Origin of the sequence: Thauera chlorobenzoica, from assembly GCF_001922305.1 — a bacterium.
In the GTDB taxonomy this organism is placed as follows: domain Bacteria; phylum Pseudomonadota; class Gammaproteobacteria; order Burkholderiales; family Rhodocyclaceae; genus Thauera; species Thauera chlorobenzoica.
In genome coordinates this window covers 2,130,439-2,154,105 of record NZ_CP018839.1, presented here as the reverse complement: position 1 = coordinate 2,154,105, position 23,667 = coordinate 2,130,439, and the positions used below count along the sequence as shown (strand labels likewise).

General features: G+C 63.5%; 28 protein-coding genes. 16 read left to right on the top strand and 12 right to left on the bottom strand.

Features of this window, described 5'->3' with window-relative positions; all coding sequences use genetic code 11:
• The first annotated feature begins 265 nt into the window (after window positions 1–265).
• Window positions 266–964, top strand: a complete 699-nt coding sequence (locus Tchl_RS10000) for a PEP-CTERM sorting domain-containing protein (RefSeq protein WP_075148271.1) — start codon at window positions 266–268, stop codon at window positions 962–964.
• 72 nt (window positions 965–1,036) lie between these two features.
• Here the strand turns inward: Tchl_RS10000 and Tchl_RS09995 are convergent, their stop codons facing one another.
• Complete coding sequence (locus Tchl_RS09995; protein WP_075148270.1) at window positions 1,037–1,699, bottom strand: SOS response-associated peptidase; 663 nt, start codon at window positions 1,697–1,699, stop codon at window positions 1,037–1,039.
• A 94-nt stretch (window positions 1,700–1,793) separates the two neighbouring features.
• On the opposite strand from Tchl_RS09995, the gene Tchl_RS09990 reads away from it, so the two are divergent.
• From Tchl_RS09990 to Tchl_RS17760, 5 genes are all read left to right on the top strand, one after another.
• Window positions 1,794–2,114: a hypothetical protein gene (locus Tchl_RS09990; protein WP_075148269.1), complete on the top strand. Its 321-nt coding sequence runs from the start codon at window positions 1,794–1,796 to the stop codon at window positions 2,112–2,114.
• Between the two features lie 30 nt (window positions 2,115–2,144).
• Complete coding sequence (locus Tchl_RS09985; RefSeq protein ID WP_083945213.1) at window positions 2,145–2,411, top strand: helix-turn-helix domain-containing protein; 267 nt, start codon at window positions 2,145–2,147, stop codon at window positions 2,409–2,411.
• A complete protein-coding gene (locus tag Tchl_RS09980) occupies window positions 2,411–2,836 on the top strand; it encodes a thermonuclease family protein (RefSeq protein WP_075148267.1) in 426 nt (141 codons plus the stop codon). The genes Tchl_RS09985 and Tchl_RS09980 overlap by 1 nt, the downstream gene beginning before the upstream one ends.
• Window positions 2,837–2,978: 142 nt before the next feature.
• The gene (locus Tchl_RS09975; RefSeq protein WP_075148266.1) at window positions 2,979–3,851 is read left to right on the top strand and encodes an SDH family Clp fold serine proteinase; all 873 of its coding nucleotides are present in this window, start codon (window positions 2,979–2,981) and stop codon (window positions 3,849–3,851) included.
• 10 nt (window positions 3,852–3,861) lie between these two features.
• Window positions 3,862–4,104, top strand: a complete 243-nt coding sequence (locus tag Tchl_RS17760; protein WP_146060729.1) for a hypothetical protein — start codon at window positions 3,862–3,864, stop codon at window positions 4,102–4,104.
• Window positions 4,105–4,243: 139 nt separating this feature from the next.
• Here the strand turns inward: Tchl_RS17760 and Tchl_RS09970 are convergent, their stop codons facing one another.
• Window positions 4,244–5,431 carry a DUF4236 domain-containing protein gene (locus Tchl_RS09970; RefSeq protein ID WP_075148265.1) on the bottom strand — a complete coding sequence of 396 codons (1,188 nt, stop codon included), beginning with the start codon at window positions 5,429–5,431 and terminating at the stop codon, window positions 4,244–4,246.
• A gap of 137 nt (window positions 5,432–5,568) precedes the next feature.
• Between Tchl_RS09970 and Tchl_RS17975 the strand changes: the two genes are divergently transcribed.
• Window positions 5,569–5,949, top strand: a complete 381-nt coding sequence (locus Tchl_RS17975) for a YHYH domain-containing protein (RefSeq protein WP_075148264.1) — start codon at window positions 5,569–5,571, stop codon at window positions 5,947–5,949.
• Between the two features lie 177 nt (window positions 5,950–6,126).
• Here Tchl_RS17975 and Tchl_RS09960 read toward each other — a convergent pair whose 3' ends face one another.
• Window positions 6,127–6,747, bottom strand: coding sequence for a BRCT domain-containing protein (locus Tchl_RS09960; protein WP_075148263.1), 621 nt, complete (start codon window positions 6,745–6,747; stop codon window positions 6,127–6,129).
• Between the two features lie 395 nt (window positions 6,748–7,142).
• Here Tchl_RS09960 and Tchl_RS17970 point away from each other — a divergent pair, with 395 nt between their 5' ends.
• The 7 genes from Tchl_RS17970 to Tchl_RS09930 all read left to right on the top strand — a co-directional run bounded on the left by Tchl_RS17970 (window position 7,143) and on the right by Tchl_RS09930 (window position 11,281).
• A complete protein-coding gene (locus Tchl_RS17970) occupies window positions 7,143–7,310 on the top strand; it encodes a hypothetical protein (RefSeq protein ID WP_198158938.1) in 168 nt (55 codons plus the stop codon).
• A gap of 27 nt (window positions 7,311–7,337) precedes the next feature.
• Window positions 7,338–7,913, top strand: a complete 576-nt coding sequence (locus Tchl_RS09955; protein WP_075148262.1) for a hypothetical protein — start codon at window positions 7,338–7,340, stop codon at window positions 7,911–7,913.
• 181 nt (window positions 7,914–8,094) lie between these two features.
• Window positions 8,095–8,301, top strand: coding sequence for a hypothetical protein (locus Tchl_RS09950; protein ID WP_075148261.1), 207 nt, complete (start codon window positions 8,095–8,097; stop codon window positions 8,299–8,301).
• Window positions 8,302–8,315: 14 nt separating this feature from the next.
• Complete coding sequence (locus Tchl_RS09945; protein ID WP_075148260.1) at window positions 8,316–9,023, top strand: hypothetical protein; 708 nt, start codon at window positions 8,316–8,318, stop codon at window positions 9,021–9,023.
• A gap of 116 nt (window positions 9,024–9,139) precedes the next feature.
• Window positions 9,140–9,508, top strand: a complete 369-nt coding sequence (locus Tchl_RS09940) for a hypothetical protein (RefSeq protein WP_075148259.1) — start codon at window positions 9,140–9,142, stop codon at window positions 9,506–9,508.
• A gap of 55 nt (window positions 9,509–9,563) precedes the next feature.
• Window positions 9,564–10,712 carry a methionine adenosyltransferase gene (gene metK, locus Tchl_RS09935; protein ID WP_075148258.1) on the top strand — a complete coding sequence of 383 codons (1,149 nt, stop codon included), beginning with the start codon at window positions 9,564–9,566 and terminating at the stop codon, window positions 10,710–10,712.
• Window positions 10,709–11,281: a hypothetical protein gene (locus Tchl_RS09930; RefSeq protein ID WP_075148257.1), complete on the top strand. Its 573-nt coding sequence runs from the start codon at window positions 10,709–10,711 to the stop codon at window positions 11,279–11,281. The genes metK and Tchl_RS09930 overlap by 4 nt, the downstream gene beginning before the upstream one ends.
• Window positions 11,282–11,411: 130 nt before the next feature.
• On the opposite strand, the gene Tchl_RS09925 is transcribed toward Tchl_RS09930, so the two are convergent.
• A complete protein-coding gene (locus tag Tchl_RS09925) occupies window positions 11,412–12,557 on the bottom strand; it encodes an HNH endonuclease (protein ID WP_083945212.1) in 1,146 nt (381 codons plus the stop codon).
• A 52-nt stretch (window positions 12,558–12,609) separates the two neighbouring features.
• Here Tchl_RS09925 and Tchl_RS09920 point away from each other — a divergent pair, with 52 nt between their 5' ends.
• On the top strand, window positions 12,610–12,885 hold the full coding sequence (locus Tchl_RS09920) for a M48 metallopeptidase family protein (RefSeq protein WP_083945211.1): 276 nt from the start codon (window positions 12,610–12,612) through the stop codon (window positions 12,883–12,885).
• Between the two features lie 68 nt (window positions 12,886–12,953).
• Window positions 12,954–13,193 (top strand): spore germination YkwD domain-containing protein, encoded by a 240-nt coding sequence (locus Tchl_RS09915; RefSeq protein WP_075148255.1) that lies wholly within the window; start codon window positions 12,954–12,956, stop codon window positions 13,191–13,193.
• Window positions 13,194–13,424: 231 nt separating this feature from the next.
• Here Tchl_RS09915 and Tchl_RS09910 read toward each other — a convergent pair whose 3' ends face one another.
• The 8 genes from Tchl_RS09910 to purM all read right to left on the bottom strand — a co-directional run bounded on the left by Tchl_RS09910 (window position 13,425) and on the right by purM (window position 23,632).
• Window positions 13,425–15,065 carry a DUF4041 domain-containing protein gene (locus tag Tchl_RS09910; RefSeq protein WP_075148254.1) on the bottom strand — a complete coding sequence of 547 codons (1,641 nt, stop codon included), beginning with the start codon at window positions 15,063–15,065 and terminating at the stop codon, window positions 13,425–13,427.
• 773 nt (window positions 15,066–15,838) lie between these two features.
• Entirely contained in the window at window positions 15,839–19,129 is a 3,291-nt protein-coding gene (locus Tchl_RS09905; RefSeq protein ID WP_103893753.1) for a DUF927 domain-containing protein, read from the bottom strand.
• Complete coding sequence (locus Tchl_RS09900) at window positions 19,126–19,377, bottom strand: hypothetical protein (RefSeq protein ID WP_075148253.1); 252 nt, start codon at window positions 19,375–19,377, stop codon at window positions 19,126–19,128. The genes Tchl_RS09905 and Tchl_RS09900 overlap by 4 nt, the downstream gene beginning before the upstream one ends.
• Entirely contained in the window at window positions 19,374–19,733 is a 360-nt protein-coding gene (locus Tchl_RS17750) for a winged helix domain-containing protein (protein ID WP_146060730.1), read from the bottom strand. The genes Tchl_RS09900 and Tchl_RS17750 overlap by 4 nt, the downstream gene beginning before the upstream one ends.
• Window positions 19,734–19,804: 71 nt before the next feature.
• On the bottom strand, window positions 19,805–20,068 hold the full coding sequence (locus tag Tchl_RS18155; protein ID WP_075148251.1) for a hypothetical protein: 264 nt from the start codon (window positions 20,066–20,068) through the stop codon (window positions 19,805–19,807).
• Window positions 20,069–20,373: 305 nt separating this feature from the next.
• Window positions 20,374–21,792, bottom strand: coding sequence for a tyrosine-type recombinase/integrase (locus Tchl_RS09885; protein ID WP_075148250.1), 1,419 nt, complete (start codon window positions 21,790–21,792; stop codon window positions 20,374–20,376).
• A gap of 362 nt (window positions 21,793–22,154) precedes the next feature.
• Window positions 22,155–22,517 carry a DUF2784 domain-containing protein gene (locus tag Tchl_RS09880; protein ID WP_075148249.1) on the bottom strand — a complete coding sequence of 121 codons (363 nt, stop codon included), beginning with the start codon at window positions 22,515–22,517 and terminating at the stop codon, window positions 22,155–22,157.
• 44 nt (window positions 22,518–22,561) lie between these two features.
• The gene (purM, locus tag Tchl_RS09875) at window positions 22,562–23,632 is read right to left on the bottom strand and encodes a phosphoribosylformylglycinamidine cyclo-ligase (protein ID WP_075148248.1); all 1,071 of its coding nucleotides are present in this window, start codon (window positions 23,630–23,632) and stop codon (window positions 22,562–22,564) included.
• Window positions 23,633–23,667: the final 35 nt, after the last annotated feature.

Here is a 23,667-nt window from a genome sequence, read left to right as displayed (position 1 = left end):
AAACCCTGCGCTGCGCACATAAGAAAGCCGGACACCTGGTCCGGCTCTTCGTTGGTGCTCTGCCCTCGATCAAGCGGCGTACAACCCTTGAAAATATTGGACTCAACCCTCGCCATTGAAACCAACTGAGACAGCACGAGTTCGATTTCCCCCCTCTCCGCCAAATACCCAGTACAGACGCGCCTTCCGGCGCACTTTTTCTTTCTACCCTACATCCTGCCCCACATCCGGCGAGGTGCTTGGGCACGGTGGCAGAGATCGGGGAATGGCGATGAGCTGTCGGAGATCCATCACACTGGGCGCGGCGCTTTTCTTGCTGTCGGCCGCGGCCCACGCGCTCCCGATCACCTTCTCGTTCTCCAGCACGGTTTCAGACGTAACTCCGCCCCTCGCCGGAATTGCCGCCGTCGGAGACACGATCCGGGGTACCTTCACCTTCGATCCGACCGCGCTGAGTGCGCCAAGCGACGCCCCGGGGATGCGGGCAATCTATCCAGAGGCCGGGGCCACGCTTACCCTGACCGTCGGCGACTACACCGCCAGAGCCACAGGGTTCTACATCACCATCCTGAACGACTGGATCGCCGACGGTGTTTTCCTTGGCGATCGGTTCATTGTCGCCACGACCGCTGAGTCTCAGATCGATGCGCCCACCGTCGGTGAGTATGCGTTCGGCACCTTCTCGCTGGCGGTAATCGATCCAACCGGCACCATGCTCGACAGTGCCGCGATCCCGACAGACACCTCGCCATTCGAAGGGCGGAGCTACGACTCCGCTGTTCACCTCGGTTTTCAGAAGCCGCTTTTCCTGAATGCCTTCCTCGGCGCTGGGGTCCGCGCAGAAGATGTGACCCTCGGGACCGTGCCCGAACCCAACACCATCGCACTGTTGGGCGTTTCGCTATTCAGCCTCTGCCTGGCCACTCGGCGACGAATTCCCGCACCGGCCCTGCCCCTCGCTTAACCACCTCACGAATCCCCCTCCACCGCCCCGAGTATTCTCTGGCGGTCTGCGTCTCGAACCTCCTCAAGCAAACTAGAGGGGCGCAACCAACCGCTCGCCCTGCGCCCGCGGATTCCCCACCGCTCGCCCAACCGGATAGGCCTCCATCTCGTCGGATGGATACTCGCCGGCGAGTTCACGCACCAAGAGCCCATCCATGACACCGTGATCCAGCCAGGCAGCGTAGTCCTCGGGACGAATGATGACCGGCATCCGATCGTGGATCGGCCGCATCAGATCGTTCGCCGCAGTTGTCAGAATCGCGAACGTGAGGATCTGCCCCTCCGGGCCATCCCAGTGCTCGAGGAGACCGCCGAAGCCGAACAGTTCCTCACCGCCGACGGGCCGGATGAAGAACGGCTGCTTGTACCCAGCGACTGGCACCCACTCGTAGAACCCCGACGCCGGTACGAGCACGCGCGACCGCTTGAACGCGTGCCTGAACATCGGCTTCTCGCCCGCGGTCTCGACCTTCGCGTTGATGGGCTGGGCGAGCTTTCCAGGCTCCTTCACCCAGGACGGTAGCAAGCCCCAGCGTGCGGAGATCAGCTCGCGCTCTCCGTCGGCACCGCAGCGCACGATCGGCGCGTCCTGCGACGGTGCGATGTTGTAGCGTTCCTCGAGGTTCGCAGGCTCGACGCCAAACTGTTCTCGCAGGCGAGATTGAGGGCCATACAGGGCATAGCGACCGCACATCACAGTCTCCGGTCAGTACGTTGTAGCGACACCCTACACCGCTCGAACAAGCCCGGCTAAACTGTATTTTCGTACAGCATCCGACGTGCCACACATGTTCGTTCGCATCCGCCGCCTACGCCAAGGCGGTCGCCGCATTCCCGACCACGAGACCGGACGGCCCGAGCACCAGGCTGTCGGCGACCTGCAGTCGACGGGCCGCAAGTTCGAGCTGCATCAGCCACTGGCGAACACCGGCCCGGGATACGTGCTCCACGACGCGCGCGTGGTCGCCGTTCAACCAGGCGTCGGCGGCATGCTCATTCGTGGGTTCGAGGAGTACCGCGGCGGCGCCGTGCTGCAGGAGTGGGAGGTCACGCCCCTCGATCAGGTAGTCGGCGACGACGGGCTGAAGCACTGGAACTGGCCGCGCTAGAATATGCCTTTGGAACATCGAATGCCCACCATGAAGCTCAAAATCTACACCGGCGCCGAGGTCCGCGAACTGCGTCGAAAGCTGCACCTCAACCAGTCCGAGTTCTGGGCCCCCTTCCAGACCACTCAGAGCGGCGGCAGCCGTTACGAGTCCGGCCGCGAGATCCCCGACCCCGTCCAGGTGCTGCTGAACATCGCCTTCGGTACCGATGCCAAGGCCGCGGCGATCTTCGACGAGCTGCGCGCGTTCGGGAACCCGAAGAACAAGGCCAAGGCCGCCCAAGGCGAGGCCAAGTAGTGGCAGGAGCCGCAGCGCTCATCGTCGGCCTCGTGGTGGCCATCGCCGACGGCGACACACTCACCGTGCTTAACGAGGACTTCCAACAGGTGAAGGTCCGGCTGGCGGAAATCGATGCTCCCGAGAAGCGCCAAGCCTTCGGAGCTCGATCACGGCAGTCCCTCGGCGAGCTGTGCCACGAGAAGCGCGCCGAGGTGCGAGTGATCGACGTCGACCGCTACAAGCGCATCGTGGGCCGCGTGTCCTGCGCAGGCGTGGATGCGAACGCCGCCCAGGTGCGCCGCGGCATGGCGTGGGTGTATGACCGCTACGCCACGGACAAGACGCTGTATCGCCTGCAGGACGAGGCGCGCAGCAGCGAACGCGGGCTGTGGGCGGATCGAAACCCCATAGCACCGTGGGACTGGCGTGGGCGGCGGGGTTGACGCTCTCGCCCCTCGGACCGGTAGTACCTTGACGCCCCCCATAGCGTCGGGCTACAAGTTTGTGAGGGACGTCGTCGTGTAGTGCCCTGCTGTGGAGTCCGATGTGGCAGAATTCCACTCACTTCAACCCGCCTAAACAGTTATGGGCCTTCTCGATGACGCCGTGGGCCAGTCTTTGCGACTCAGCAGACAGCGCCTTGAAGAGCATTTCGACGCAGACGTTCTGGCTTACTACGGCGAGATCGCAACAGAATGGCTCCCTTGGTTTCGGGGAAACCTTGAACGACTCGGAGAGATCGGGCGAAAGGAGAGACTGCTGATCGTCTTGAACACGCCTGGCGGCCAAGTTGAAGCCGTTGAGCGGATGGTTGAGATGATTCGCCGCTGGTATCAGGAAGTGTATTTCCTGGTTCCGAACCTCGCCATGTCAGCAGGGACCATCTTCTGCATGTCTGGAGAGAAGATTTTCATGGACTACTCGTCCGCGCTTGGCCCCATTGATCCTCAAGTACAGTCCAAAGATGGGACCTGGGTTCCCGCGTTAGGGTATCTCGACAAGTTCGCAGAATTCGTCGACAAGTCTAGTAAGAATCAACTTACGGGGGTTGAATTCGCGATTGCGCAGAGCCACGACCTTGCAGTCTTGCGTCGCTACGAACAAGCGCGCGACCTCTCAGTCTCACTGCTGAAGCAATGGTTGGTAGCCTACAAGTTCAAAACTTGGACGCATCATCGATCGTGCTCGAGCCGCAAGGGGCAGGAAGTCACTCTCGAAGAAAAGCAGAATCGTGCAGAAGAAATTGCTCGCCAGCTTGGCGATAATGGCAAGTGGCACTCGCACGGACGAATGATCGGTATCGAAACCTTGAGGCGCCAGCTAAGGTTGGATATCGAGGATTTTACGGACGACCGGGAACTAAGGACGCTAGTCAATAGTTACCACGATCTGATCGTCGACTACGTTCAGAGGCAAAACTGGCGTCTTTTCGTTGACTGCAGGGGCGTAAATGGATGAGGAGCCTGTCATGAATCTGACCGAACAAGTTGCTGAGATGATTCGCAAAGACCGAGAAAGGTTTGCCGAGCCGAGGGGCTCTCTACAGCAGTTCGAACAGCTTATCGCTGCTGGTTTGATTCGCCGGCGGGAATACGACATACCGCCTGTGAACGTGTTCGGCAGTAGCGGCCGGGCGCCCGAGTCAGTCCCAACGATGAATCACGCTGGGCGTGTCGTAAATGTCATGAACACAACCAGACTCTTCCCTTAAGCCTTACAGATTAAATCTACGATATGAGGGCGGCATCATGGCCGCCCTTTCCATGTTTGCTCTGCTCACAGTGACCGCTAGGGCGAACCACGATACAGGACGCCAGCAGGGGTTTCGAGAGGGCCTGCGGAATAGCCCTTCAGATCGGCTCAACCACCTTGAAAACCCCGGTTTTCGTCATCGACCGTCGTAGCTCGAAACGGCCCAGCGCCTCAACGACATCGACGGATTCAAGCGCGTCGAAGTTGATCTGCGCCCACTCCTCCCGGCGCACACGGACGGATAGCAGGTACTGGTCGGCCTCGTGACCGGTACCCGGGTCCGCCCGCTGCGTGAAGCCGGAAAGGATCAGCTCGGAGAGAGTGGGCAGCAGCGCGAAGGCCTCGGCGATCAGCCGGAAAGTGATCGAGTGCACGTGGTTGGCGTAGAGCTGCTGAACCTTCGTCTGGCTCAGTTCCTTCACCGAGAGCTTGTAACCACGCTGCGGCACGGCAGCTACCTTCGTCGGCATGTCCTCGATCTCCGGAAGATCGACGTCGAACACCAGGCGCGCGCCACCGTCCTGAATCTCGAACGACACGAGCGTCTCGCGCGGCCACACGATGTCCTGCAAGGCCTGCTCGAGGAAGATCTCCATGAACGTGACCTTCCCGGCTGCGGCCTGGCTCATCAGGATCGACTTCCGCCGCTCAGCGTTCTCGTGCCCTTCCTTCGCATGCTCCCATTCCTGCAGCGCCGCTCGGTACGCTTCCTCCGCGCGGACATTCTCCTTCTCGACCGAGTCGGCGCCGCCGAAGAGCGTCTTCAGGAAGCCCGGCGTCTTTCGCTGCGGCTGCGATGGGCGGGGACCGTCGAACGGAGACGGCTGATACACCGGGTGATCGGTCGGCCGAGGGGCGAAGTGATGGAGCGTGCGCAGTGCGTCGATCTGCCCATTGATCTCGTCGCACTTCGACTGCATCAAGCTGCGAAGGGAATCGCCCTGCTGGCGTTTCGCGACCGCGACGAGCTCGCTTGAGAGTGGGCTCCCGGCCTCGTCCTTGAAAATCATAGTGCCGTCGTCTTCAACGCCAACGGTGACACTCATCGAGACCTTGCCCGAGCTCGACGTCGCCGTCGGGGCCCGCCTACCGCCTGTAGCGCCAGGGCCGAGCCGTTCTCGGAACGACAGGCCCGTGCCGGGAATGCCTGCGTTCAGGTAGGTCCCGCGCTTCCCGATGCCGATTGAGGCACCACGCGGACCGAGGGACCAGCTCACACCGCCGCCCGAGAAGTTCATTCGGATGCCGGGTGCGAGCTTGACGGATTTGCGGAATCGAAGCGCCATGAATAGGACGTTATGTTAGGCGCCTGTAATCTATCATCTTATGCAATCGGCAGCTCTGGTGACGCGTCACACGTTGGGCACTTTCGAGCATCCATAGCCGCGCAGGTCACCAGCCCGACAGCCAGGAGGGGCAGAAGATGAGGGGATCACTCAAGGTGCTACTGCTGCTGTCCGTCGCCATGCCCGGGCTTGGGTACGGCCACGGTGGTGGACTCGACGCGAAGGGTTGCCACATGAACAGGAAGACCGGCGATTATCACTGCCACCGTGCCGGCTACTCCCCACCGCCGCCGGCCATGAATGCCGCTCCGGCGCAGCGCCTGGCGCCTTCGCCGACCACGCAGCCCCAGCGGTTTGCAGGCAGTGGAGGCGCGTCTGGTGCGCGACCGGCGGGCACAACCGAGACGAACGCACTGGCGCAGATCGTTGAACGTCAGGAAGCGACGATCATGCGGCTGATGAGCGAGATCGCCGAGCTAAAGGCAGAAGTCGCGGCGTGCCGCGCTGGTCGAAGGTGAGGATAAGAGGGTGCAGCATCGACGGCACCGCTTTCTTTTCGAGCACGATCGCCCTCACCCTTTCCGCTCATCCACTTACCGCCTCGCTCCACGGGTTATCCACAGCCTTTCCCACGACCGCCGGGGATAACACGCCGATGGATCCTCAGGCGAACACGCCCGCCGGCCGCTGCGTCCTCACCCCAGGCGCGCGACCCAATGTGCCTCGGACACAATCGCGATTCCGACGCCGTCTTCACAGTACTGCGCCGCCTTCACGATCTTCGTGCCGAAGCTCGAATGTCGCCAGAAGTCGGAGCCCACTGAGCCGATCACCAGATAGTTCAGCCTCTTGGTGACGCCCTTGGCCGGCTCGCCACCACGCGAGAGCACTACCTCATGGCAGTCCGCCCGTGACCCGAACTCGAAGACACCGGTGAAACAGAAGCTGCGGCCTGGGTAGAGGATCTCCGGCGCTGGCGCGGTCAGCGGCAAGGTGCTGGGCGCCGGCGCTGCCCCCACGCCGGCGGGCGCTGCGATCTGCATCAGCAGCCCGAGCAGCTCTCCCGCCTCGTCCGGATCGAGCACACCATCAGCGAGCATTGCGCTCAGGCGGTCGTAGAGCACGCTTGCAGGCCAGCTATCGAGACATTCCACGTTCCCGTGCAACCACGCGAGGATCCCGTCGGCCTCGTGCTGCTCCACCTTCCCGTCCAGCAGCGCCCCCTTGGCGAGCCCGACCAGCTCGTCGATCTGCCGTTTCACGATGCGATCCGCGTGGATGCGGCGCAGCGCGTAGTCGTTCGGTTCTCGAGCCATACGGTCTCCGGGTTCTATGACTTCAGGGAAAGTTATCACTCTAGCATTTGAGCGCAAAGGCGCCCTGAGAGCCCTTTTGCACCACGCCCGGGAGACGAGCCGTGCCGCTTGACACCTCCGGCACGCCTCAGCTGTAATGGAACCTTGCGCCGATTTGAGTTCTCAGCTTGCGGGCGCGTAATAAATGCAGCTAAAGCGGCTACACGAGACCCGCTGAGCCTGCATGGCCATCGGGTCTTTTGTTTTCTGCAGCACCTCACGGGCGCCCAGCGCCCAACCGCCGGCATTAACGACAACTTGCCGGGGCGGATGACAAATACCGGCTAAAGCGTCACCGCCTCTTCGCCCCCGCGAGGCCGGTCACGCCGGCTCAACAGGGGGCGAGGAGCATCACCATGATCAGCACGCAACCCACGGGCGACCGGCGCCTGACCCCCAGCCAGCGCGAGGCGCTCGGCAAGTTCGTCCCTAATCCCTTCCCGCATGCGCAGACAAGCACGCCTCTGCGCCAAGCTTCGAGCGAGCCCCTGCCGATCCGCCCAAGTTGGCTCGGCTGGCGTTGAGCCCGGTCACACGAGGAGAAAATCATCATGTGGCCTTATGCAACCCGTGGCTCCCGTTTCCTGGGCGACGTCAGCGAGATCAGCCCCAGCGCACTCGAGGCGGAGGACTTCAGCACCAATGCGGTGTCGATCAAGCTTTGGCTTCCCGAGAAGCTGGTCGCTGCCATCGATGTGCTCTGCGACCAGCACGACGCGAGCCGCCCCGACGTGCTGCGCTGGATTCTCTTCGAGCACGTGTTCGGTCGGGTGGAACTCGCACATCTGAAGCGTCGAATGAGCGCGCGGCTCAAGGAACTGGAGAAAGCCGAGATCATGCGATCCGTCCGCCGCAGCACCACCGAAGAAGGGCCGACACCCCGAGAGATCAACGCCCGCCACCTGGGCAAGGCCACGGAGGATCTCAAGCTCTTCCTGCCTGCGCGGCTCAAGCTCGAGTTGCAGGACCTGGCCGACGCCGCAAAGCAACCGCTCTCCGATTACCTCCGCGCGGTGCTCGCCCGTCACCTGCTCGGCGAACGCTTCTTCCGCGAGTGGCAGGCAGCGCTCGCCAAGGCCAACGCCGAGGCGGCCCGGCACGAGTCGGACATCGTCCTCTCGCGCTAGCGCATCGCCACCCACCCGGGCGCTGCCGAGCGTAGTTTGCGGGGAATTTCTCCCTTCGGCTCGGTCCGCCCGGTAGTCTTTCACCCATGCCGCAACGGCATCCCGTCCCTGATTTAGCCCCACTTGCGGGGGACGTTAAACGCATACCGCTAAAGAGGGCGCTTCTGTTCTGGAGGCGAACATGTCCCGCGACAAAGCAATCAAGGCCGTTCAGCGACTGATCCGGCTCTACCTCTCCAAGTACGGCTACCACGTCGAGCAGTCCGGCCAGCAGTGGCAGTGGCGCCGTGACGGCGCTGCGGCAACGCCGGCGGACGACGAACTCACGGCCATCCTGGCTGCCGCTGAAGCGCTCATCCGCACCTCGGTCGGCACCGCTGCAGCTTGAGAAAGGAGACCGCCATGGATCGCCGCACTTTCCTCAAGGCGCTGGCCTCGTTCGGCGCCTCGATCGCCCTGCCCCTGGATCTGGCCACCGCGTCCGATTCCGAGGTCGACACGGCCTGGACCGAAGCCGCGAAGACCTGGGATCTGTTCGAGGTCGGCGAATTTCGCACGCTCTGGTACGCCAACTTCGAGGAGCCGACCACGCGCTATGAGGCCTATGGCTTCGGCGACGCCAGCGACGTCGATATCTCGATGATCGAAAACAACTGGTGCCTGTCCGAGCCGGTCAAGGACCTCTACCGCGAGTACCTGCTCGAGGAGGAGCCCGAGCTCGATGAGGAAACGCTCGATGAGCGGGTCGAGGACGAGTGGCTCGAGTGGTGCCAGCAGGCCAGCGGGACAGATCGCACCAACATCCGCTGGATCATCGACGACTGGCTCTCCGAAGCGCCCAACCCCTGCCAGGAGTGGGAGCACTACTACAAGACTGGCGACGCCCAGGGTGCGGCCTACGACCGATTCCTGCGCGAAGACCCGGAGCTGATGGAGGCGCTCGGAATCGTCGTGATCGAGGGCGACTGCCCCGGCAGCAGCTACTACGCCGCCGAGTTGCATACCGGGGTCGAGGAGGCCAACCGCATCGCTGCCGAGCGCGGCTGGACGATCCGCTTCGTCTATGACGGCGAAGACATCGTGCGCTACGACCGCAAGCCGGTCGTGTGATCGGACACCTGCCGGCATTGGCCCGTGCCGGCTCGGCGCAGTCAGGGCCAGGGGGGATTTGATCCAGCTTGCGGCCCCCGCCACATCGGCAAAGCCGCTAAAAAAGGAGCAACACCATGACTTTGCGCTGCAAAGCGGGCGACATCGCGGTCGTCCTTTACGACGCCCCGGAGTGCGCGTCCAACATCGGCCGATTCGTCAGGATCCTCGGGTCCGTCGAGTTCAGTGAGAGCTACGGCAAGTGGTGCTGGCTCATCGCGCCAGTGGGCCCGGGTCTCTGGATGGTCGAACGCGGCGGGCGCGTGTCCCCAGAGCGGGTAACGAACAACTCGCGCGTCGAACACCCCGACGACTGGCTCAAACCGATCCCGCCCGAGGTGCTCGACGAGGACGCCGAGCGCGCCCGCGAAAAGCTCGACGCCTGGCTGCTCACGCTGCGCGCCCCGGCTGCCGACGCCCGCAAGACCGCCCAGACCACCACCTGACCTACCGGTGCGGCGCCAGTCCCCGGTGCCGCACCATCCCCGCATCGAGCACGCCATGACGAACCAGAACTATCTCCTCACCTCCGAATCCGTCTCCGAAGGCCACCCCGACAAGGTCGCCGACCAGATCTCCGACCGCATCCTCGACGCCTTTCTCGCTCGCGACCCCAGCGCCCGCGTCGCCTGCGAGACCCTCCTTGCCGATCAGTACGTCGTGGTCGCCGGCGAGTTCAAGACACGCGACGAGGCCATCTTCCGCGACATCGAGGCGGCAGCCGAGCGCATCGTGCGCAAGACGCTCGCCGACATCGGCTACACCGACGCCGCCACCGGCATCGACCCGCGCCGCTGCGAGATCCGCATCGCCTTCAACCACCAGTCGAGCGAGATCGGCCAGGGCGTAGACCGGGCCGACGGCGAGCTCGGCGCCGGCGACCAGGGGCTGATGTTCGGCTATGCCTGCGACGAGACGCCCGAACTGATGCCGCTGGCAATCAGCCTCGCCCACCGGCTCGTGCGCCGGCAGGCTGCGCTGCGCAAGTCAGGCGACCTGCCCTGGCTGCGGCCCGACGCCAAGAGCCAGGTCACGGTGCGCTACGAGAGCGGCCGGCCGGTCGCGGTCGAGAAGGTGGTGCTCTCCACCCAGCACGCCGAGTCCATCGACACCGACACGCTGCGCGCCGAGGTGCTGCGCCACATCATCGACCCGGTCGTGCCGGCAGAGCTGCGCAGCCCGGGCTTCGAGGCCCTGATCAACCCCACCGGCCGCTTCACCGTCGGAGGCCCCAAGGGCGACACCGGGCTCACCGGCCGCAAGATCATCGTCGATACCTACGGCGGCGCCTGCCCGCACGGCGGTGGCGCCTTCTCGGGCAAGGACCCGAGCAAGGTCGACCGCTCGGCGGCCTACATGGCGCGGCACATCGCCAAGAGTCTGGTGGCTGGAGGGTTGGCGCGGCGCTGCCTGGTGCAGCTCGCCTACGCGATCGGCGTCGTGGAACCGGTGTCGGTGATGGTCGATACCTACGGCACGGGCACGCGGCCGGACGAGGAACTCGAGGCGGTGGTGCGCGAGCGCTTCCGGCTCACGCCGAGGGGAATCATCGAGTCGCTGGGGCTCGAACGGCCGATCTATGCGCAGACGGCGAGCTATGGGCACTTCGGGCGCACGGACGTTGAACTGCCGTGGGAGCAGGTGGCATGAGCGAAAAGAAGCGCGATGTCCATGCGCGAGGCGAAGAGGAGGAAGAACGCATCGGTGACGAGGCCAGACTCGACGACTTCAACGATCAGGAGCTCGAGTCATCGGCTTGCCCAATCTGCCGCGAGGACTACTGTAGCAAGCACTTGGTCGCAGCAACCTGCAGCGACGACGCGGATGTTCGGGGCGTAATCGATGGGGTGTGGGAGAGTGGGATGTCACTCGCGTGGGCCGTACTCAAGCGCGCGTACTTGGAGTGGGGGAAGACTACGGGTGCAGGTGCCGAGCTCGATGCACTATTGCGCGAGCTACAGTCCTGCAACCAGGATGCGACCGATGACGGTTTCGACGAGGCCATTGCAAGCGTCGGCGCTGACTACACTCTGCGTGACCTGCTCCTCGGCGAGCTCTATGCACTCCCCGACGTGATCGTGCGCGACTACGTTCATCCTGGCGGAATGCCTGGCCTCTCATCGAGCGGGACCAACTGTTACGCAGCCGACCCGAACGATGCCGCCGGGCGGTGGTTAGGGCGGGTGATGACGATGCTGTGGATCAACCGCCATTGCTAACCCCCAGCGCCAACTTGGAGCCCCCAGCCAGATGTGGCCCGGCAAAGCTCCCTACGTATTAGTTCAGGGGGGGGCAGGCCGAGAAGATACTGCTGAAGCAGGACGTTAGGCACGCACCACCGGTGCGCGGTTACGGCTCCATACCTGCCTCAAGCGCTGCGACCCGGTGGCGTAAGCTGTTGTTCAGTTTAGAGCCATCAACTCCAAAGTGGATCCGGCGATGGCAGTTTGGACACAAGGCGGCAACATACCGTGGATGATCAAGACCGCCATCAGAAAGACGATTTATGTGATGGGGTTCGAGGTACGGAGTACCCGCGCTCTTTCGCAGGAAAGGCGCCTCCTGATCGCACAACTCACAGAAGCCGGCCGAGCGCCTCAACACGTAATTCTTGACGAGGACGCTGCGGTCATAGATTGCGCGGAGGGCCAGTTTCGGGTCGCGCCCCTGCGGCCGAGCAGAAGTTGCCTCGACGGCCCTCCTACGCAGATCCTCGAGGGATTCCTCAGGTAGCGGAATGTCTTCGCCATCGGCTTCGGGCCCAGCCAGGAGCCCGGCTGCTTCGACATCCGAGGTCGTCGCGACAGGAAGCAGCCTGAAAACGAGGATATTCCTCTCATTGCCGTTTCGATCCAGACCTCGCTCTATGACATGAGAACCGTAGCAGTACTCACCGAGGTAGACACAGGCCTTGCCTTTTCCCTGCGTCCGAAAAACGTGAAGCGCCCTTCCGTCTGAAGCGTGATTGGCGATTGCAGCGTTTCCGCGGGTCATCTCCATGTCCCCTTGCTGCCCTTCCCCCGTGTAGAAAAGAACACCGGAGGCATCATCGATACGATCTGAGTAGCCAAACTGCTCACCGGAGTCGCCGGTAAACAGGAACACAGCAGGAGCCTGGCTCGACGGAGCAATACCACTCTGCGCACTTCCGCCAAAACGTCCAGTTATCTCCGTGCTGCGCTTGTACGAACGCCCGACCTCAAACGACGGCAGCTCAGCCGGCGCCGGAAACTCACCGTGATCTAGCGTGATGATCGAGAACCCCCGACTCTCCAGGTAGCCGTTCGTCGGTCGTCCCCCAGAGAACAAGCGAACGGAAACACCAGTCGCAAGCGAGACAATCTGCTTCGGCGGGTAGAGTTGCCCGCCATGGTCGATCGCGTAGAGCTGGCTCTTCTTCTGATCCCAGTTTTTCCACGCGGCTTGATGTCGAAGATTCTGGTCGAACTCTTTAAGAGCCCTTTCAAGCGTCGATCGATTACGATCCGGTAGCATCAGCTTTCTCCAACCTCTTTGGCACTAGCCATGGTATCCGAATGGAGTAGCAATCGGGCTCGACGCGCCGCCGTGGCGCATCTGCTGGCTGAAGAGGAAATCGGGCAGCTGCAACCCGCGTGCGCTGCGGCTTCAGTTTAACCTTGCGCTGGTGAAGGTGCCGTCCGGGTGCATCGAGTGCATGGTGCTGCACGAACTGCTGCATCTGGTGGATGCATCGCACGGCGAGCGCTTCATCGAAGCGCTCGACACCCACATGCCGGACTGGCGGGAGCGGCGAGCCCAGCTCAACGCGCAGTCGCTCACCGACGCCCAAGACTATTCATGACATCGATCTTGATCGCCGACAGTAAGACCTCGACGGTATCTCCATCGCCAATAACCACGAGCCCGAGAATGCCCCAGTCTTCTCCCCGCAAGGTCTGCCTGACCCTCCTTCTGGAAACCAACGCTGAACGGGCCTCACGCGGTCTGCCGCCGCTGTCATCGAAGGACTGGGCCGAATCTTTGGAGCGCAGTATCGACTCCATGAGTCGCCGAATGCTGCCGCCAACGGCGACAAGCTCATCATCTGCAGACGAGGCGGAGTTGCCTATGTACGAGTCGTTGAAGGCGATGCTGCGCCGCTCGACCTAACAGGAGAACGAGACTCGGCGACGTGGCGCACGCGATCGGTGCGCCGAGAGGCGAGCGGGACGGACCACGCGAACACCTGCGCCGGGGTCACATCCGACGGTTGCCGGACGGCCGCCGAACATGGGTGCAGGCGTGCGTCGTCGGCTCGCGTGCGCTGGGTGTGGTCCGGAAGACCTACGCCGTGGAGCGCGCGCCTGCGTACGTGCCATAGCCGTGCGCTGGGGTGCCGTATCAGGCAACCGCAACTTCGTCCGCGTCCGCCTCCATCTCCGGTTCGTACTCCATCTGGTGACTGGTCCATTCACGCGCAACGTCGGGGTTCTCGCGCATCTCTTGCTCGATGCGGAGAGTCTCGCGGTAGTCGTGGGCGTCGGCAGTCATTGTCCAGTGCGCTGAGAGCCCCATAGTCTCGACCTCGCGGCGAATGTCCGAAAGACTCACCCGGAAGAACTCCTTGCGGGGATTCACCTTATTCATCTGCTGGCGCAGGAAATGGCGATGCAGCTTGCGCTCAAGGCCGGGTGCATCTTCGCTGTAGAGCATGGCGTGAATATCGAACTCGAAGGGAACGCTGGCGTCACCAAGCTCACGAATTCGGTCTTTGGGTTCCAGGCGTCTCGTCATCCCGATCTTGAATACCTCTTCGCCGAACGATCCGATGTTCGAGATGATGTACACGTGTCCTGTCCGCGTCTGCTGGGCCATCGACAGAGCGCGCTGATTCTTTTCCTCTGCTGCGACGAGCTTCTCGTGCAGTTCAGCTAGTTTGGCTTCGTACGCTGCCCGCTGTGCCTCGTTGGCCGTTGCAACCTGCTGCTGCACCTTCTCCATCGCCTTGCGGATCATTTCTTCCTCGCGCGCCGCCTCCTTCATCGCACGCTCATACTCTCGCCGGGCCTTCTCTTCCTCGCGCATCTGCTCGCGGATCTGGCGCTGCTCCTCGCGCTCTTGCTCCTTCAGCGCTCGGGCGACGGACGCCCACTTCAGCTCTGCCAGTCTCGATTCGAGATACTCCGGAGTGACCTTTGCATCACGAAACGCGCGACCGTTGTGATTGACCAACGCGTACGCGTCCCGGACTTCCTGAGCCAGTTTCCCGTAGTTGTCGCTCTTGCCACGCGCGAGGATGGAGTCGACCTTTCCGTTGAAGGCGTCGATCACGAAGTTGATGGCGATCGAGCGGCGGTAGTCCTCGACGTAGTTGCATGTCGCGGCCTGCCCAGCCTTGAGCAAGGCACGAGTCGTGTCCCGTGCTTGCTTCAGCGCTGCGCCCGCCTCCGTGTGCCCGAACTCCTCGGCCAACTCGTCAAGCAAGCTGTAGGTGGGAACGATGTATTGGTCTCCGTAGCCCTTGATGATGTTCTGCATGGCCGTGGCCGCATCGGCGAGTTCATCCGCACGATTCTTGATGCCGTAGGCCTCGCCGGCAATCTCCTCCGCGCGCTTCTTCGCAGCCTCGATGATCCGCGCGGCTTCGTTCGCTGCAGCGACGAGGCGAATCTCGGCCTGTTCCTGCTTTTCCTTTGCTACCTGACTTGACGCTCGCACCTGCTCACGCGCTTCGCCCAAAATTCTCTGTGCCTCGGCTTGCGCATCTGCAATCGGCCGGAACTGCGAGAGCAGTGCCACGTCGGACTCGAGCGAAGCATTGCGCGCGTCCAGTTCCTCAACGCGCCGCTGCAACCTGGCGTTGTCTTGGCTCCGGAGTTCGCTCTCCCGCTTCGTTCGATCATGCTCCTCTTCAGCTTTGGCCAGCGCCCACTTCAACTCGCCGGCCTGTTTATCGAGGGCGCGGGCTCGCGCTTCTGCGCGTCCCTTCAGGAGCCAGAGCGCAATCGCAGCGGCAAGCGCGATGATGAAAAGCAGTTCCATTCCGTTCCCCCGTGATATGGCAGAGCAATGGTAATGAAAAACCTTTGATGACGGACATGTATTGAAGTCCTGCGCTTTGGCAGCCGGACTCTCGGCAACCACACGCCGATGGTTACTTGAATTACCAACCTGCTGCAGCGTGTCGCCGATGCGGCCGGGCGCCACGGGATCGGCACGGGGTTGTGTGGGGAATCGCTGGGGTATGTCTAGGGTGCTGCAGCGCCTGGTGATCGTGCTCAGGGGCGTGCTGTGTGGCGTGGTGCTGCCCGATAAAGGGGAGCGCGCTCCAGGGTTTGCGCATGGTGCGCTCGAGCGTGGTCGCGGGTGGCGTGAAATTCGGTGAAAAGGAATTTCGCCGCGGTGGGTTCTCGATGGCGTGTGTGGTTACCCCAACCTGAGCGCGGGGTAACCTTGGGGTAACCGCCGCTGTGAGGCTGAAACCCTCGCCGTTGCTGAGTTTCTTCTATCTGGTTACCTGGTTACCTTAGTTACCTCTTAAAAATAAGATTCACGAGAGCCCCCCCGACCATCGAGCAAAAAGCCTCACTATTTTTTCGTCCTGCCCTTTCGTGCTTTTCTCTCCAACATTCTCGTTTTCTCGGGTAACCGGGGTAACCGGGGTAAGCGGGGTAACTCGACCCTGGAACCCGCGCCGTTGCTGGGGTTCTCCGGTTACCCCGCCGGTTACCCCTGCAGAACTCCGGGGTAACCGGCGGGCGAGAGCAACAAAAGCCGGGCACGCGGCCGGCCCGGGGTGGGAGAAGCACCGCACATCAGCCATCGGCAAAAGGGTCGTACTCCCGCACCTCAGCACCATCCCTCATACCTTCGAGTGCGGCCTCGAGCTTGCGCTGCAGCACCGGATACACACGCTTGGGCTCTCCCCCGATCTTCACCACCTTGGTGTGCTTCCCGTCCTTGTCGGCAGGCGGCAGCACGCCGGCGTCGCTCAATGCGCGGATAGAGCTGTTGAAGTCCAGGCCCGCGAGCGCCTCGCGAATACCCTCCCCGTTGAAAAGGTGCTCACGCTCGAGTTCTTGCGCGCCGCCGACTTCGACATTCCGGAACCAGCCGGCACGGTCGCGTACCACAGGCCCCCGTCCTTCGGTTTTGGTGACGTCAGAGAATCGAGCGTCACCGTGTCGCTCGAGAAACGCCAGGATCGCGCGGAATGCTTGCTGCTTTTCTGCACTACCCTTGCCGCGGGGCGCGTGCCAAGCCTTGAACGCTTGGACGGCCGCCTGTGTGGCGGTGCCCGTCGCCCAACCCGTAACTCCGTACTCGGTCGCGAGTTCGCCAGCGAGGGCGAACAGCGCAAAGCGCGACGCAACACGCGAACACTGACCATCGGCGTTGTCTGGGTTGAACTCCGGTAGTGCTCGAATCTCGGCGAGCCGCTCCACGAGGTCTCGCTCTTCGCTCACGAGTGACTCGAGGAACCTGCGGCCGGCATGCCCGTAGTGCTGCGAAGCTGTCACCGCGATGGCGTCGACGAGTTCCTTACTCGAGCCGTGGCCGTGAAGCTCATCGAAGCATCCAAAACGGGCGCCCACCAGAACGTCGATCAGCCGGACGCCCTGCCCCGCCTTGGAACGCTTCCCGCCCTCAAGCATTGCATCCGTGATCGTGCGCTCTCCGGTCGAGATAACAGCGATCTTGTGGCGCGTGGGCGTGCGAGCTGCACCGCTCTTGTTCGCACGCTGCTTGCCGGTCTCGTTGCCGATCATGTAGATCACGGCGCCGATATGGTGTGGCTCACACTGCGAAATCTCATCGAGCGCGAGCAAGCAGTCGTTCGACATCGCAGCGACGCCTTCCAACCCGTTCGCCGTGGCAAGCCATGTGCGCTTGAACTGCTTCCCGCCCCAGACGGAACAAGCAGCCTGCAGGATCGTCGTTTTTCCAGTGCTTGATTCACCCATGAAATGGATGCCGCCGCTATCACTGTACGTGCGCGAAAGCAGCGGACCCGCGAAGGCCACCGACAGCGCGAGCACCAACAGCGGGTTGCCCACTGCCGCCAACGAAATACCCTCACGCCAGCCGTCGAAACTCCCGGCAGTGCCATGCATCTCGGTCAGGCCGTGGATGTACTCGGACTGGAGAACCGTGTCATCCGCCTTTGGCCCGATGTTCCGGTCAGGTAGCACGAACGTGTCACCCGTCCAGCCGGTTTGCGGAACGCATCGAACGTGCCGAGTCGGTCTAGCGCTCGTCAGATATTCGACGATCCGCTGTTTCCCGTTCCGCGTGCCATCCGTACCCAGGCCCATGCCAAGAAGCGCGCTCATGAGCGCAGCAGGATCACCACCCACCAACTCCATCGGCAGCGCCCAGGTGCGCCACTTCCCGGCGGTCGTCCTGAAGCGCAGAAGGCGGCCGAAATTGTTGCCAGCGCCGTCGTAGGTCTGGGCGTCGATGTGCAGCGGGTCACAGATCCAGTCATCGACCGGTACGATGGCGTCGCGTGTGCGGTGGTTACGGAACAGCCAAAGCCCCGGCCGCCGCTTCTGCGGTGGAGCTCCTTCGGGCAAAAATTCACTCGGTGGCAACCCCGGCGTTTCGGTCCAGTCGTCGAGCGTGATGTAGCATGGGCGCTCAGACTCAGTCGGACTCGGAAAAGGCTCAAGTTTGCACGCGTTGCCTTCGTCGTCGAACAGATCGGCATCGAAGAGGTCCAGGTCGAGCCCGCCCGGCCGCGCCTCGAGGTAATAGGTAACGTCGATGCCGTGGGCCCTGGACAGAATCTTCGCCCGCCCGTCCTTCTGCCCCTTCGTGACGATCGTCGCCTTGCTGGTGCCATATTCGGGTTCGTCCGGGTCGCGTATAGCCTTCCCGTGCCACTTGTCCCGGTCGGCGAGAATCTCCGCAACAGTCACTTCGCTGTTGTCGTTGAGGTGCACGATGGAGTGGGGGCGCAGGTCGCGGTGCTGCTTCTCGCGTTGCGCGAGTCTCCGCTCTCTTTCCGCCGGGCGTTCAGCCTCTGGCAGGTGCTTGGTCATCTCCTCCGCCCATGCCGCAGCGACCGCATCAGCCTCGGGTTTCAGCTTGGCCTTTTCCTCATCGACGCGGCGGGCGTATTCGGCCCGCTCTTCGTCAGTCAGTGGCGCGATGCTGTCAGCCTTGACCTGGAGCACACCCGACAGACTGCGAAACCCTCGCACCTCCCGCGTCTGCGCGATGCGGTTGTCGAGCAGGATCGCGCCGAACTCGAAGATCGGTTGGTTCTGAGTCTTCAGCGTGGGATCGACGATCGAGCGGGGGAGTAGCACCCCGTTTTTGCAGACGAGGATGCGCCCGTACCCGGCCAGCCAGGCGCGGACGTGCAAGGTCTCAAGCACGCGCGGGATCTCGGCGCCCTTGTCGATGGAGTAGAAGGTGTGCAGGCCTCGCAGCCCGCGCTCACCTTTTGGCCACTTCAGGCCTGACGAACCGCTCGTAGCGGCGACGCAGTCGACATCAAGTCCCAACTGGGCGAGCACGTCGACGACGTCTTCGATCGTTTCGAGGATCGGCCAAGATGCCAGCGAATCCGAGTCGACCGTCAGCAGCGCATCCTGATCCGGGAACGGATAGCCTTCCTTGGTCCGGCCGCTGCCTTCCCTGGAGCGGGCACCCCCACCACCCATCGGCAGCGCCTTGCCGATCTCGCACTCGGGCGACACGCCTGCGACGTAGAACGCATGCAATGGACTCGGCGGCGCAGCGCGTTCAATCTCCCGCCCGAAATCGGCGAGCGTCTTGCGGCGGTGCACGGCGGTTCCGCCAGGGTAACCTATGACATCCAGGCTCTTGAGGTCACCGTTTTCGTCGAGCGTGACACGCTTGCGGACCAACGCGGCCGCCTTCTCGCTCTTGCAGTAGAACTGCGAGTAGTTGATCGTAGCCCACGGTGCAGAGGACCGCGGGCGCTGCAGGCCGCGGCGAGGCACGATGGTGGGGAGTGGGTTCCTTGGGGCTTGCTCGACCGCGCAGCCGCAGGGCTCCGGATGGTCGCAGATCGGACACAACGCCATCGTGCCGCCCTCGGGCACCAGCCGCTCGGGGCTCGTCATCGCGTTCATGACAGCACCTCGCGTCTGAACTGGGCAACAAGACGCCGCAGCTCGGCCATCTGCTGCGCATCAGCCAGCGCCTCAGCCGCGCCAGGCTTCCCCGCCTTCACATCGAGCTTGAGCATGCGGAGGATCTCGCGACGCTGCGGACGACTTGCCGTCGCCATTGCGACATCAAGGTCGAGAAAGCGCTTCATCGGGTCGGAATCGCGTCCCAGGCCAGCGCCCTTCGGGAAGTTCAACGTTGGGCGCTTCATGACCGAACCTCGCGCGCCATCGCGATCCACTGCTGCAACTCGACCCCATCGGGGTCCACGTCGAGCACCAGAAAATAGGCGGCGTGCTTGACCTTCTCGAAGCGGTTCGATGCCTCGCGCAGCTCGGTCTCGATGGTCCAGCCGCCGCGGCGCAGCCGGTGGACATACGCGGCCTCGCGTTGCGACCAAGCCGATCGGTAGAAATCGCGCGGCGTCACGCCCCGATCGTCGGCGGCGGCGGCACGCTCGATCAGCTCGAGCAGCAGCTGCCCCGCGCAACTTACTGGATTGGGCAGCCAACGTGCGCCGTTCTGCTGCGAACGTGCTAAACTTCCATCGTAGTGAGTGGCTCTCACCTGTGCTGCCCGGATCGGTCCCCCAACCGTCCGGGCGTTTTCTTTTGTGGGGGCCGGGTTGAGGTGCGGGCTCATGCGGCCACCTCGCCCGCGAGCTCCGGCGGAAGGAGTGCATCGACCTGCGCCGCTGGCCAGAGCAGCCGCGCGCTTTTCCCGGATCCGGTCTTGATCGGGACGATGTTCATGAAGTGGCCGCGCCGCCAAACGGAGGTGCGAATCGACGCCGGCAGGACGTTACGAATATCGGCAAGCTGCCCGGTCGTGTAGCAACGATGCGGCAACGCGGTGCCCTCGCGACGCTTCTCGGTCGGGGCGGATTGAACTGCTTGGGACATGGTAGGGACTCCAAGAGGAGTCCGCCGGTGCCGCGGCTACCGATGATGAGCCGGGCGTGCACGCTCTACGCTCTACCTGCTACCTGCGCGGCGAACGGTGCGCAGAGGCTGACAGGAAAGTCGTGACGTAGGCGCCAGGACGGCCGCCGCAAACCTACGTGCTTACTCGAGCCGGTAGTCGGAACTGCGCGTCCTTCGCATGTGTCCCGGCCCGACGGCTGGGCGCTGTCGATGGCCCCCAGTGACCTCAGTCTATAACGTTTGACATAGACCACGCAACCTATTGAATGCAAAGTGAGTTCGGCTCACTTTCCTACACCGACAGCCACGAGGGCCGGCGCTTCAACCGCACCGCCAACCTCAATACCCGCCTCCTCCAGGATCCACACTTCGATGGCCGTGTGCCACTTGCGCAGCAGGTCGAGCGGGCGCCGGCGATAGTGCTTCTCCGCGGTCGCGCTCGGCTTGTGGCCCATGATCTGCGCCACCACTCCTGTGGGCACCTCCACCCACTCGGCCAGGCTACCAAACGATCGGCGCAGACCGTGGATCGTCAGCCCATCGATACCCGCCTCCCGGCATGCGGCCTGGTGCTGGATGCGTGGCTCTTGCAGATACCCCACCTCGGCGCGCGGACTGGCGAACACCCACGGACCCGGCGCCCACCCCTCGAGGTCGTTCTTGATGCGCTTGCCGTGCAAGATCCGCCACTCGGCCGGCGGGGTGTCGTTCCTGCGCTTGAGGTCGCGCAGCAGCTGGGCGACGTAGGGCGTCAGCGGAATGACCCGCTCGCCTTCGACCTTGTCGCGGATGCGCAGCGTGTTCCATTGAAAGTCGACATCCTCCCAGCGCAGCGCGGCGAGCTCCTCGCGACGGGCGCCAGTCAAGAGCGCACCCTGCAGATATGCGGCGATGACGGGGTTCTTGATCGCGCGCACCTTCTCGAACCAAGGCCGAAGCTGCTCGCGCTGCAGACAGTCGTCCTTCGCCGTGCGCTTGGGGAGCTCCTCGCGCACCTTCTTGGTGGCGTGGGCCTGCGGGCTGGCGATGGCCTGGTAACGCTCATCCTCGGCGGCCCAGTTAAGGAAGGCACGCAGCAGGCGGAACGCGAGCGCGGCCTGCGTCGGGCGCTTGGCGGTCTGATCCTTGAGCCAAGACTGCACAAGCGCCGCGTCGATCTCAACCAGCGGGCGCATCAGCAACGGGCGCAACAGTCCCGGCTGGGTGGTGCCGTCCTCGGTGGTCTTCTTGCCGCGGGTGATCGGGTCGCCGCCGGGCTGGGCCAAGCGCTCGTGGTCGCGCAGGTGCGAGGCGCTCCACTTCGCGCGGCGCGCTTCGAGGTAGTGGCCCCATGCTTCGATGGCGGGCCTACTCCTCTGCTCCGCCTCGCGCGCAGCTTCCTCGACGGCAGCTACGCGGCTAGCCTCCTCAGCGGTTCGTGCGTCCACCGCGGCCTTGAGCTCATCACGAGGGTCTTTCCCCTCGTCGATCCACCGCTGATAGCGCCGGGCCTCGTCGCGCGCAGCCTCGATGGTCCAGGTGTCAGTGCTACCGATGGTGACGCGGATGTCCTTGTAGTGCAGCGTCCCTTTGAAGACGAACGCCCTCGAGCCCGACGGACGCGCACGCACCGCGAGGCGCGGCATGTCCTCGTCCCAAAGGAAGCTCTCCTTCTCAGGCTTGAAGGCAGCGATGCGCGGGAGGGTGAGACGCTGGCGGGGCATGACTGGATCCTCGGGGAACGACTGGGGAACGAATAAAGCTGATATTCGTCCATTTTTGTCTATTCCGCAACCCGATCACGTCCGCCTTAAAACTGGCTGAAACCCTTGTTATTTCTGCCTTCTAAGCCTATTTTTCTATCTGTGTCTATGGGCCAGTAGATCGCATTTTCTGGGACTCATAATCCGTTGGTGCTGGGTTCGACTCCCAGGGGCCCACCAGCAAAAAAGCCCGGCCACCTTCACTGGTGCCGGGCTTTTTCTCGTGTCCTCGACACGGGCGAACGCGCCCGCACATGCAAACCCCGCCGCAAGTCATCCACGGCCATGCAGGGGCAATACAAACAGCCGGAAACTCGCCGGTTTCATCTGCTCCGCCGCCGCCACACCCACGCATACACGCCGGCATTGACACCCAACACGACCCCGGCGAGTACGGCCTGGACGCCCTGAGTCATGTCATCTGGATAGATCAGCCTCAGCAGGTAGTGCTCGATGAAGCCCCCTGCATAACCGGCCTGGCCCGCCTGGGCGCGCAGCAGGTTTTCCAGTGGAGTGAGCGGGCAGATCCGCCCACTGAGCTCGATGAACACCCCCCAGGCGGCCGCGGGAAGATGCAGCAACGGCGCCCACCGCCAGCGCAGGGCAAGCAGCCCGCCGGTGAGCACGAAGACGATGAACGCCAGGTGCAGCAGCAGAACGAGATCGGCGGCCAGACGGAAAATCATTGCCGCTGCGACCGGCGGTCAAGCGCCAGCGGGCGCACCATCCGTCACTCGACGATGGTCTGCGCCTCGCCTTCCCGGCGGCTGTCGATGCGGCCGATGCGGTACACCGTCTCGCCCGCTGCAGTGAGTTTTTCGGCCGCGGTATCGACATCTTCGGCCGAGACCACCACCACCATGCCGATGCCGCAGTTGAACACACGCAGCATCTCGTCGCCGTCGACGTTGCCCGCCATCTGCAGCCACTGGAACAGCGGCGGCAGCGTCCATGCGCCGCCGTCGATGCGGGCGACGAGTTCGTCGCGCAGGATGCGCGGCACGTTTTCGGTGATGCCGCCGCCGGTGATGTGGGCCATGCCCTTGATCGTGCCCGGCATCGCCTGCATCAGTGCCAGCAGCGGCTTGACGTAGATCCGGGTCGGCGCCATCACCACGTCGCGGAAGGCGCGGCCATGGAACGGGGCGTCGAAATCGACCTTGGCGCGCTCGGCGATCTTGCGGATCAGCGAGTAGCCGTTCGAGTGCGCGCCGCTGGAGGCCAGCCCCAGCACCACGTCACCCGGCACGATGCGGCTGCCGTCGATGATGTCGGCCTTCTCCACCGCGCCGACGGCGAAGCCGGCGAGATCGTATTCGCCCGCCGGGTACATGCCGGGCATCTCCGCGGTCTCGCCACCGATCAGCGCGCAGCCGGCCAGCTCGCAGCCGTGGGCGATGCCCTTGACGACGTCGGCGGCGGTGTCGACGTCGAGCTTGCCGCAGGCGAAGTAGTCGAGAAAGAACAGCGGCTCGGCACCCTGCACGAGGATGTCGTTGACGCTCATCGCCACCAGGTCCTGGCCGACGGTGTCATGCTTGTTCAACTGGAAGGCGAGCTTGAGCTTGGTGCCGACGCCGTCGGTGCCGGACACCAGCACCGGTTCCTTGTACTTCTTGGACAGCTCGAACAACGCGCCGAAGCCGCCGATGCCGCCGAGCACTTCGGGACGCAGGGTGCGCTTGGCGAGCGGCTTGATGCGATCGACCAGGGCGTCGCCGGCATCGATGTCCACGCCGGCGTCGCGGTAGGAAAGGGAGGCCTGGGGCTCGGCGGGAGGGGCGGGATGGTGTGCGCTCAAGATCGTTCCTTTGGGCTTGCAGGATGCTGGGCTGG

Coding starts and splice junctions, on each gene's coding strand:
- Tchl_RS09950 (WP_075148261.1), top strand. CDS start 8,095: ATGTCCCGCGACAAAGCAATCAAGGCCGTTCAGCGACTGATCCGGCTC.
- Tchl_RS09985 (WP_083945213.1), top strand. CDS start 2,145: ATGAAGCTCAAAATCTACACCGGCGCCGAGGTCCGCGAACTGCGTCGA.
- Tchl_RS09915 (WP_075148255.1), top strand. CDS start 12,954: ATGCCCCAGTCTTCTCCCCGCAAGGTCTGCCTGACCCTCCTTCTGGAA.
- Tchl_RS09930 (WP_075148257.1), top strand. CDS start 10,709: ATGAGCGAAAAGAAGCGCGATGTCCATGCGCGAGGCGAAGAGGAGGAA.
- Tchl_RS10000 (WP_075148271.1), top strand. CDS start 266: ATGGCGATGAGCTGTCGGAGATCCATCACACTGGGCGCGGCGCTTTTC.
- metK (WP_075148258.1), top strand. CDS start 9,564: ATGACGAACCAGAACTATCTCCTCACCTCCGAATCCGTCTCCGAAGGC.
- Tchl_RS17975 (WP_075148264.1), top strand. CDS start 5,569: ATGAGGGGATCACTCAAGGTGCTACTGCTGCTGTCCGTCGCCATGCCC.
- Tchl_RS09945 (WP_075148260.1), top strand. CDS start 8,316: ATGGATCGCCGCACTTTCCTCAAGGCGCTGGCCTCGTTCGGCGCCTCG.
- Tchl_RS09905 (WP_103893753.1), bottom strand. CDS start 19,129: ATGAACGCGATGACGAGCCCCGAGCGGCTGGTGCCCGAGGGCGGCACG.
- Tchl_RS09910 (WP_075148254.1), bottom strand. CDS start 15,065: ATGGAACTGCTTTTCATCATCGCGCTTGCCGCTGCGATTGCGCTCTGG.
- Tchl_RS09940 (WP_075148259.1), top strand. CDS start 9,140: ATGACTTTGCGCTGCAAAGCGGGCGACATCGCGGTCGTCCTTTACGAC.
- Tchl_RS09970 (WP_075148265.1), bottom strand. CDS start 5,431: ATGGCGCTTCGATTCCGCAAATCCGTCAAGCTCGCACCCGGCATCCGA.
- Tchl_RS09955 (WP_075148262.1), top strand. CDS start 7,338: ATGTGGCCTTATGCAACCCGTGGCTCCCGTTTCCTGGGCGACGTCAGC.
- Tchl_RS17970 (WP_198158938.1), top strand. CDS start 7,143: ATGATCAGCACGCAACCCACGGGCGACCGGCGCCTGACCCCCAGCCAG.
- Tchl_RS09975 (WP_075148266.1), top strand. CDS start 2,979: ATGGGCCTTCTCGATGACGCCGTGGGCCAGTCTTTGCGACTCAGCAGA.
- Tchl_RS09990 (WP_075148269.1), top strand. CDS start 1,794: ATGTTCGTTCGCATCCGCCGCCTACGCCAAGGCGGTCGCCGCATTCCC.
- Tchl_RS09885 (WP_075148250.1), bottom strand. CDS start 21,792: ATGCCCCGCCAGCGTCTCACCCTCCCGCGCATCGCTGCCTTCAAGCCT.
- Tchl_RS09900 (WP_075148253.1), bottom strand. CDS start 19,377: ATGAAGCGCCCAACGTTGAACTTCCCGAAGGGCGCTGGCCTGGGACGC.
- Tchl_RS09880 (WP_075148249.1), bottom strand. CDS start 22,517: ATGATTTTCCGTCTGGCCGCCGATCTCGTTCTGCTGCTGCACCTGGCG.
- Tchl_RS17760 (WP_146060729.1), top strand. CDS start 3,862: ATGAATCTGACCGAACAAGTTGCTGAGATGATTCGCAAAGACCGAGAA.
- Tchl_RS09995 (WP_075148270.1), bottom strand. CDS start 1,699: ATGTGCGGTCGCTATGCCCTGTATGGCCCTCAATCTCGCCTGCGAGAA.
- Tchl_RS18155 (WP_075148251.1), bottom strand. CDS start 20,068: ATGTCCCAAGCAGTTCAATCCGCCCCGACCGAGAAGCGTCGCGAGGGC.
- Tchl_RS09925 (WP_083945212.1), bottom strand. CDS start 12,557: ATGCTACCGGATCGTAATCGATCGACGCTTGAAAGGGCTCTTAAAGAG.
- Tchl_RS09960 (WP_075148263.1), bottom strand. CDS start 6,747: ATGGCTCGAGAACCGAACGACTACGCGCTGCGCCGCATCCACGCGGAT.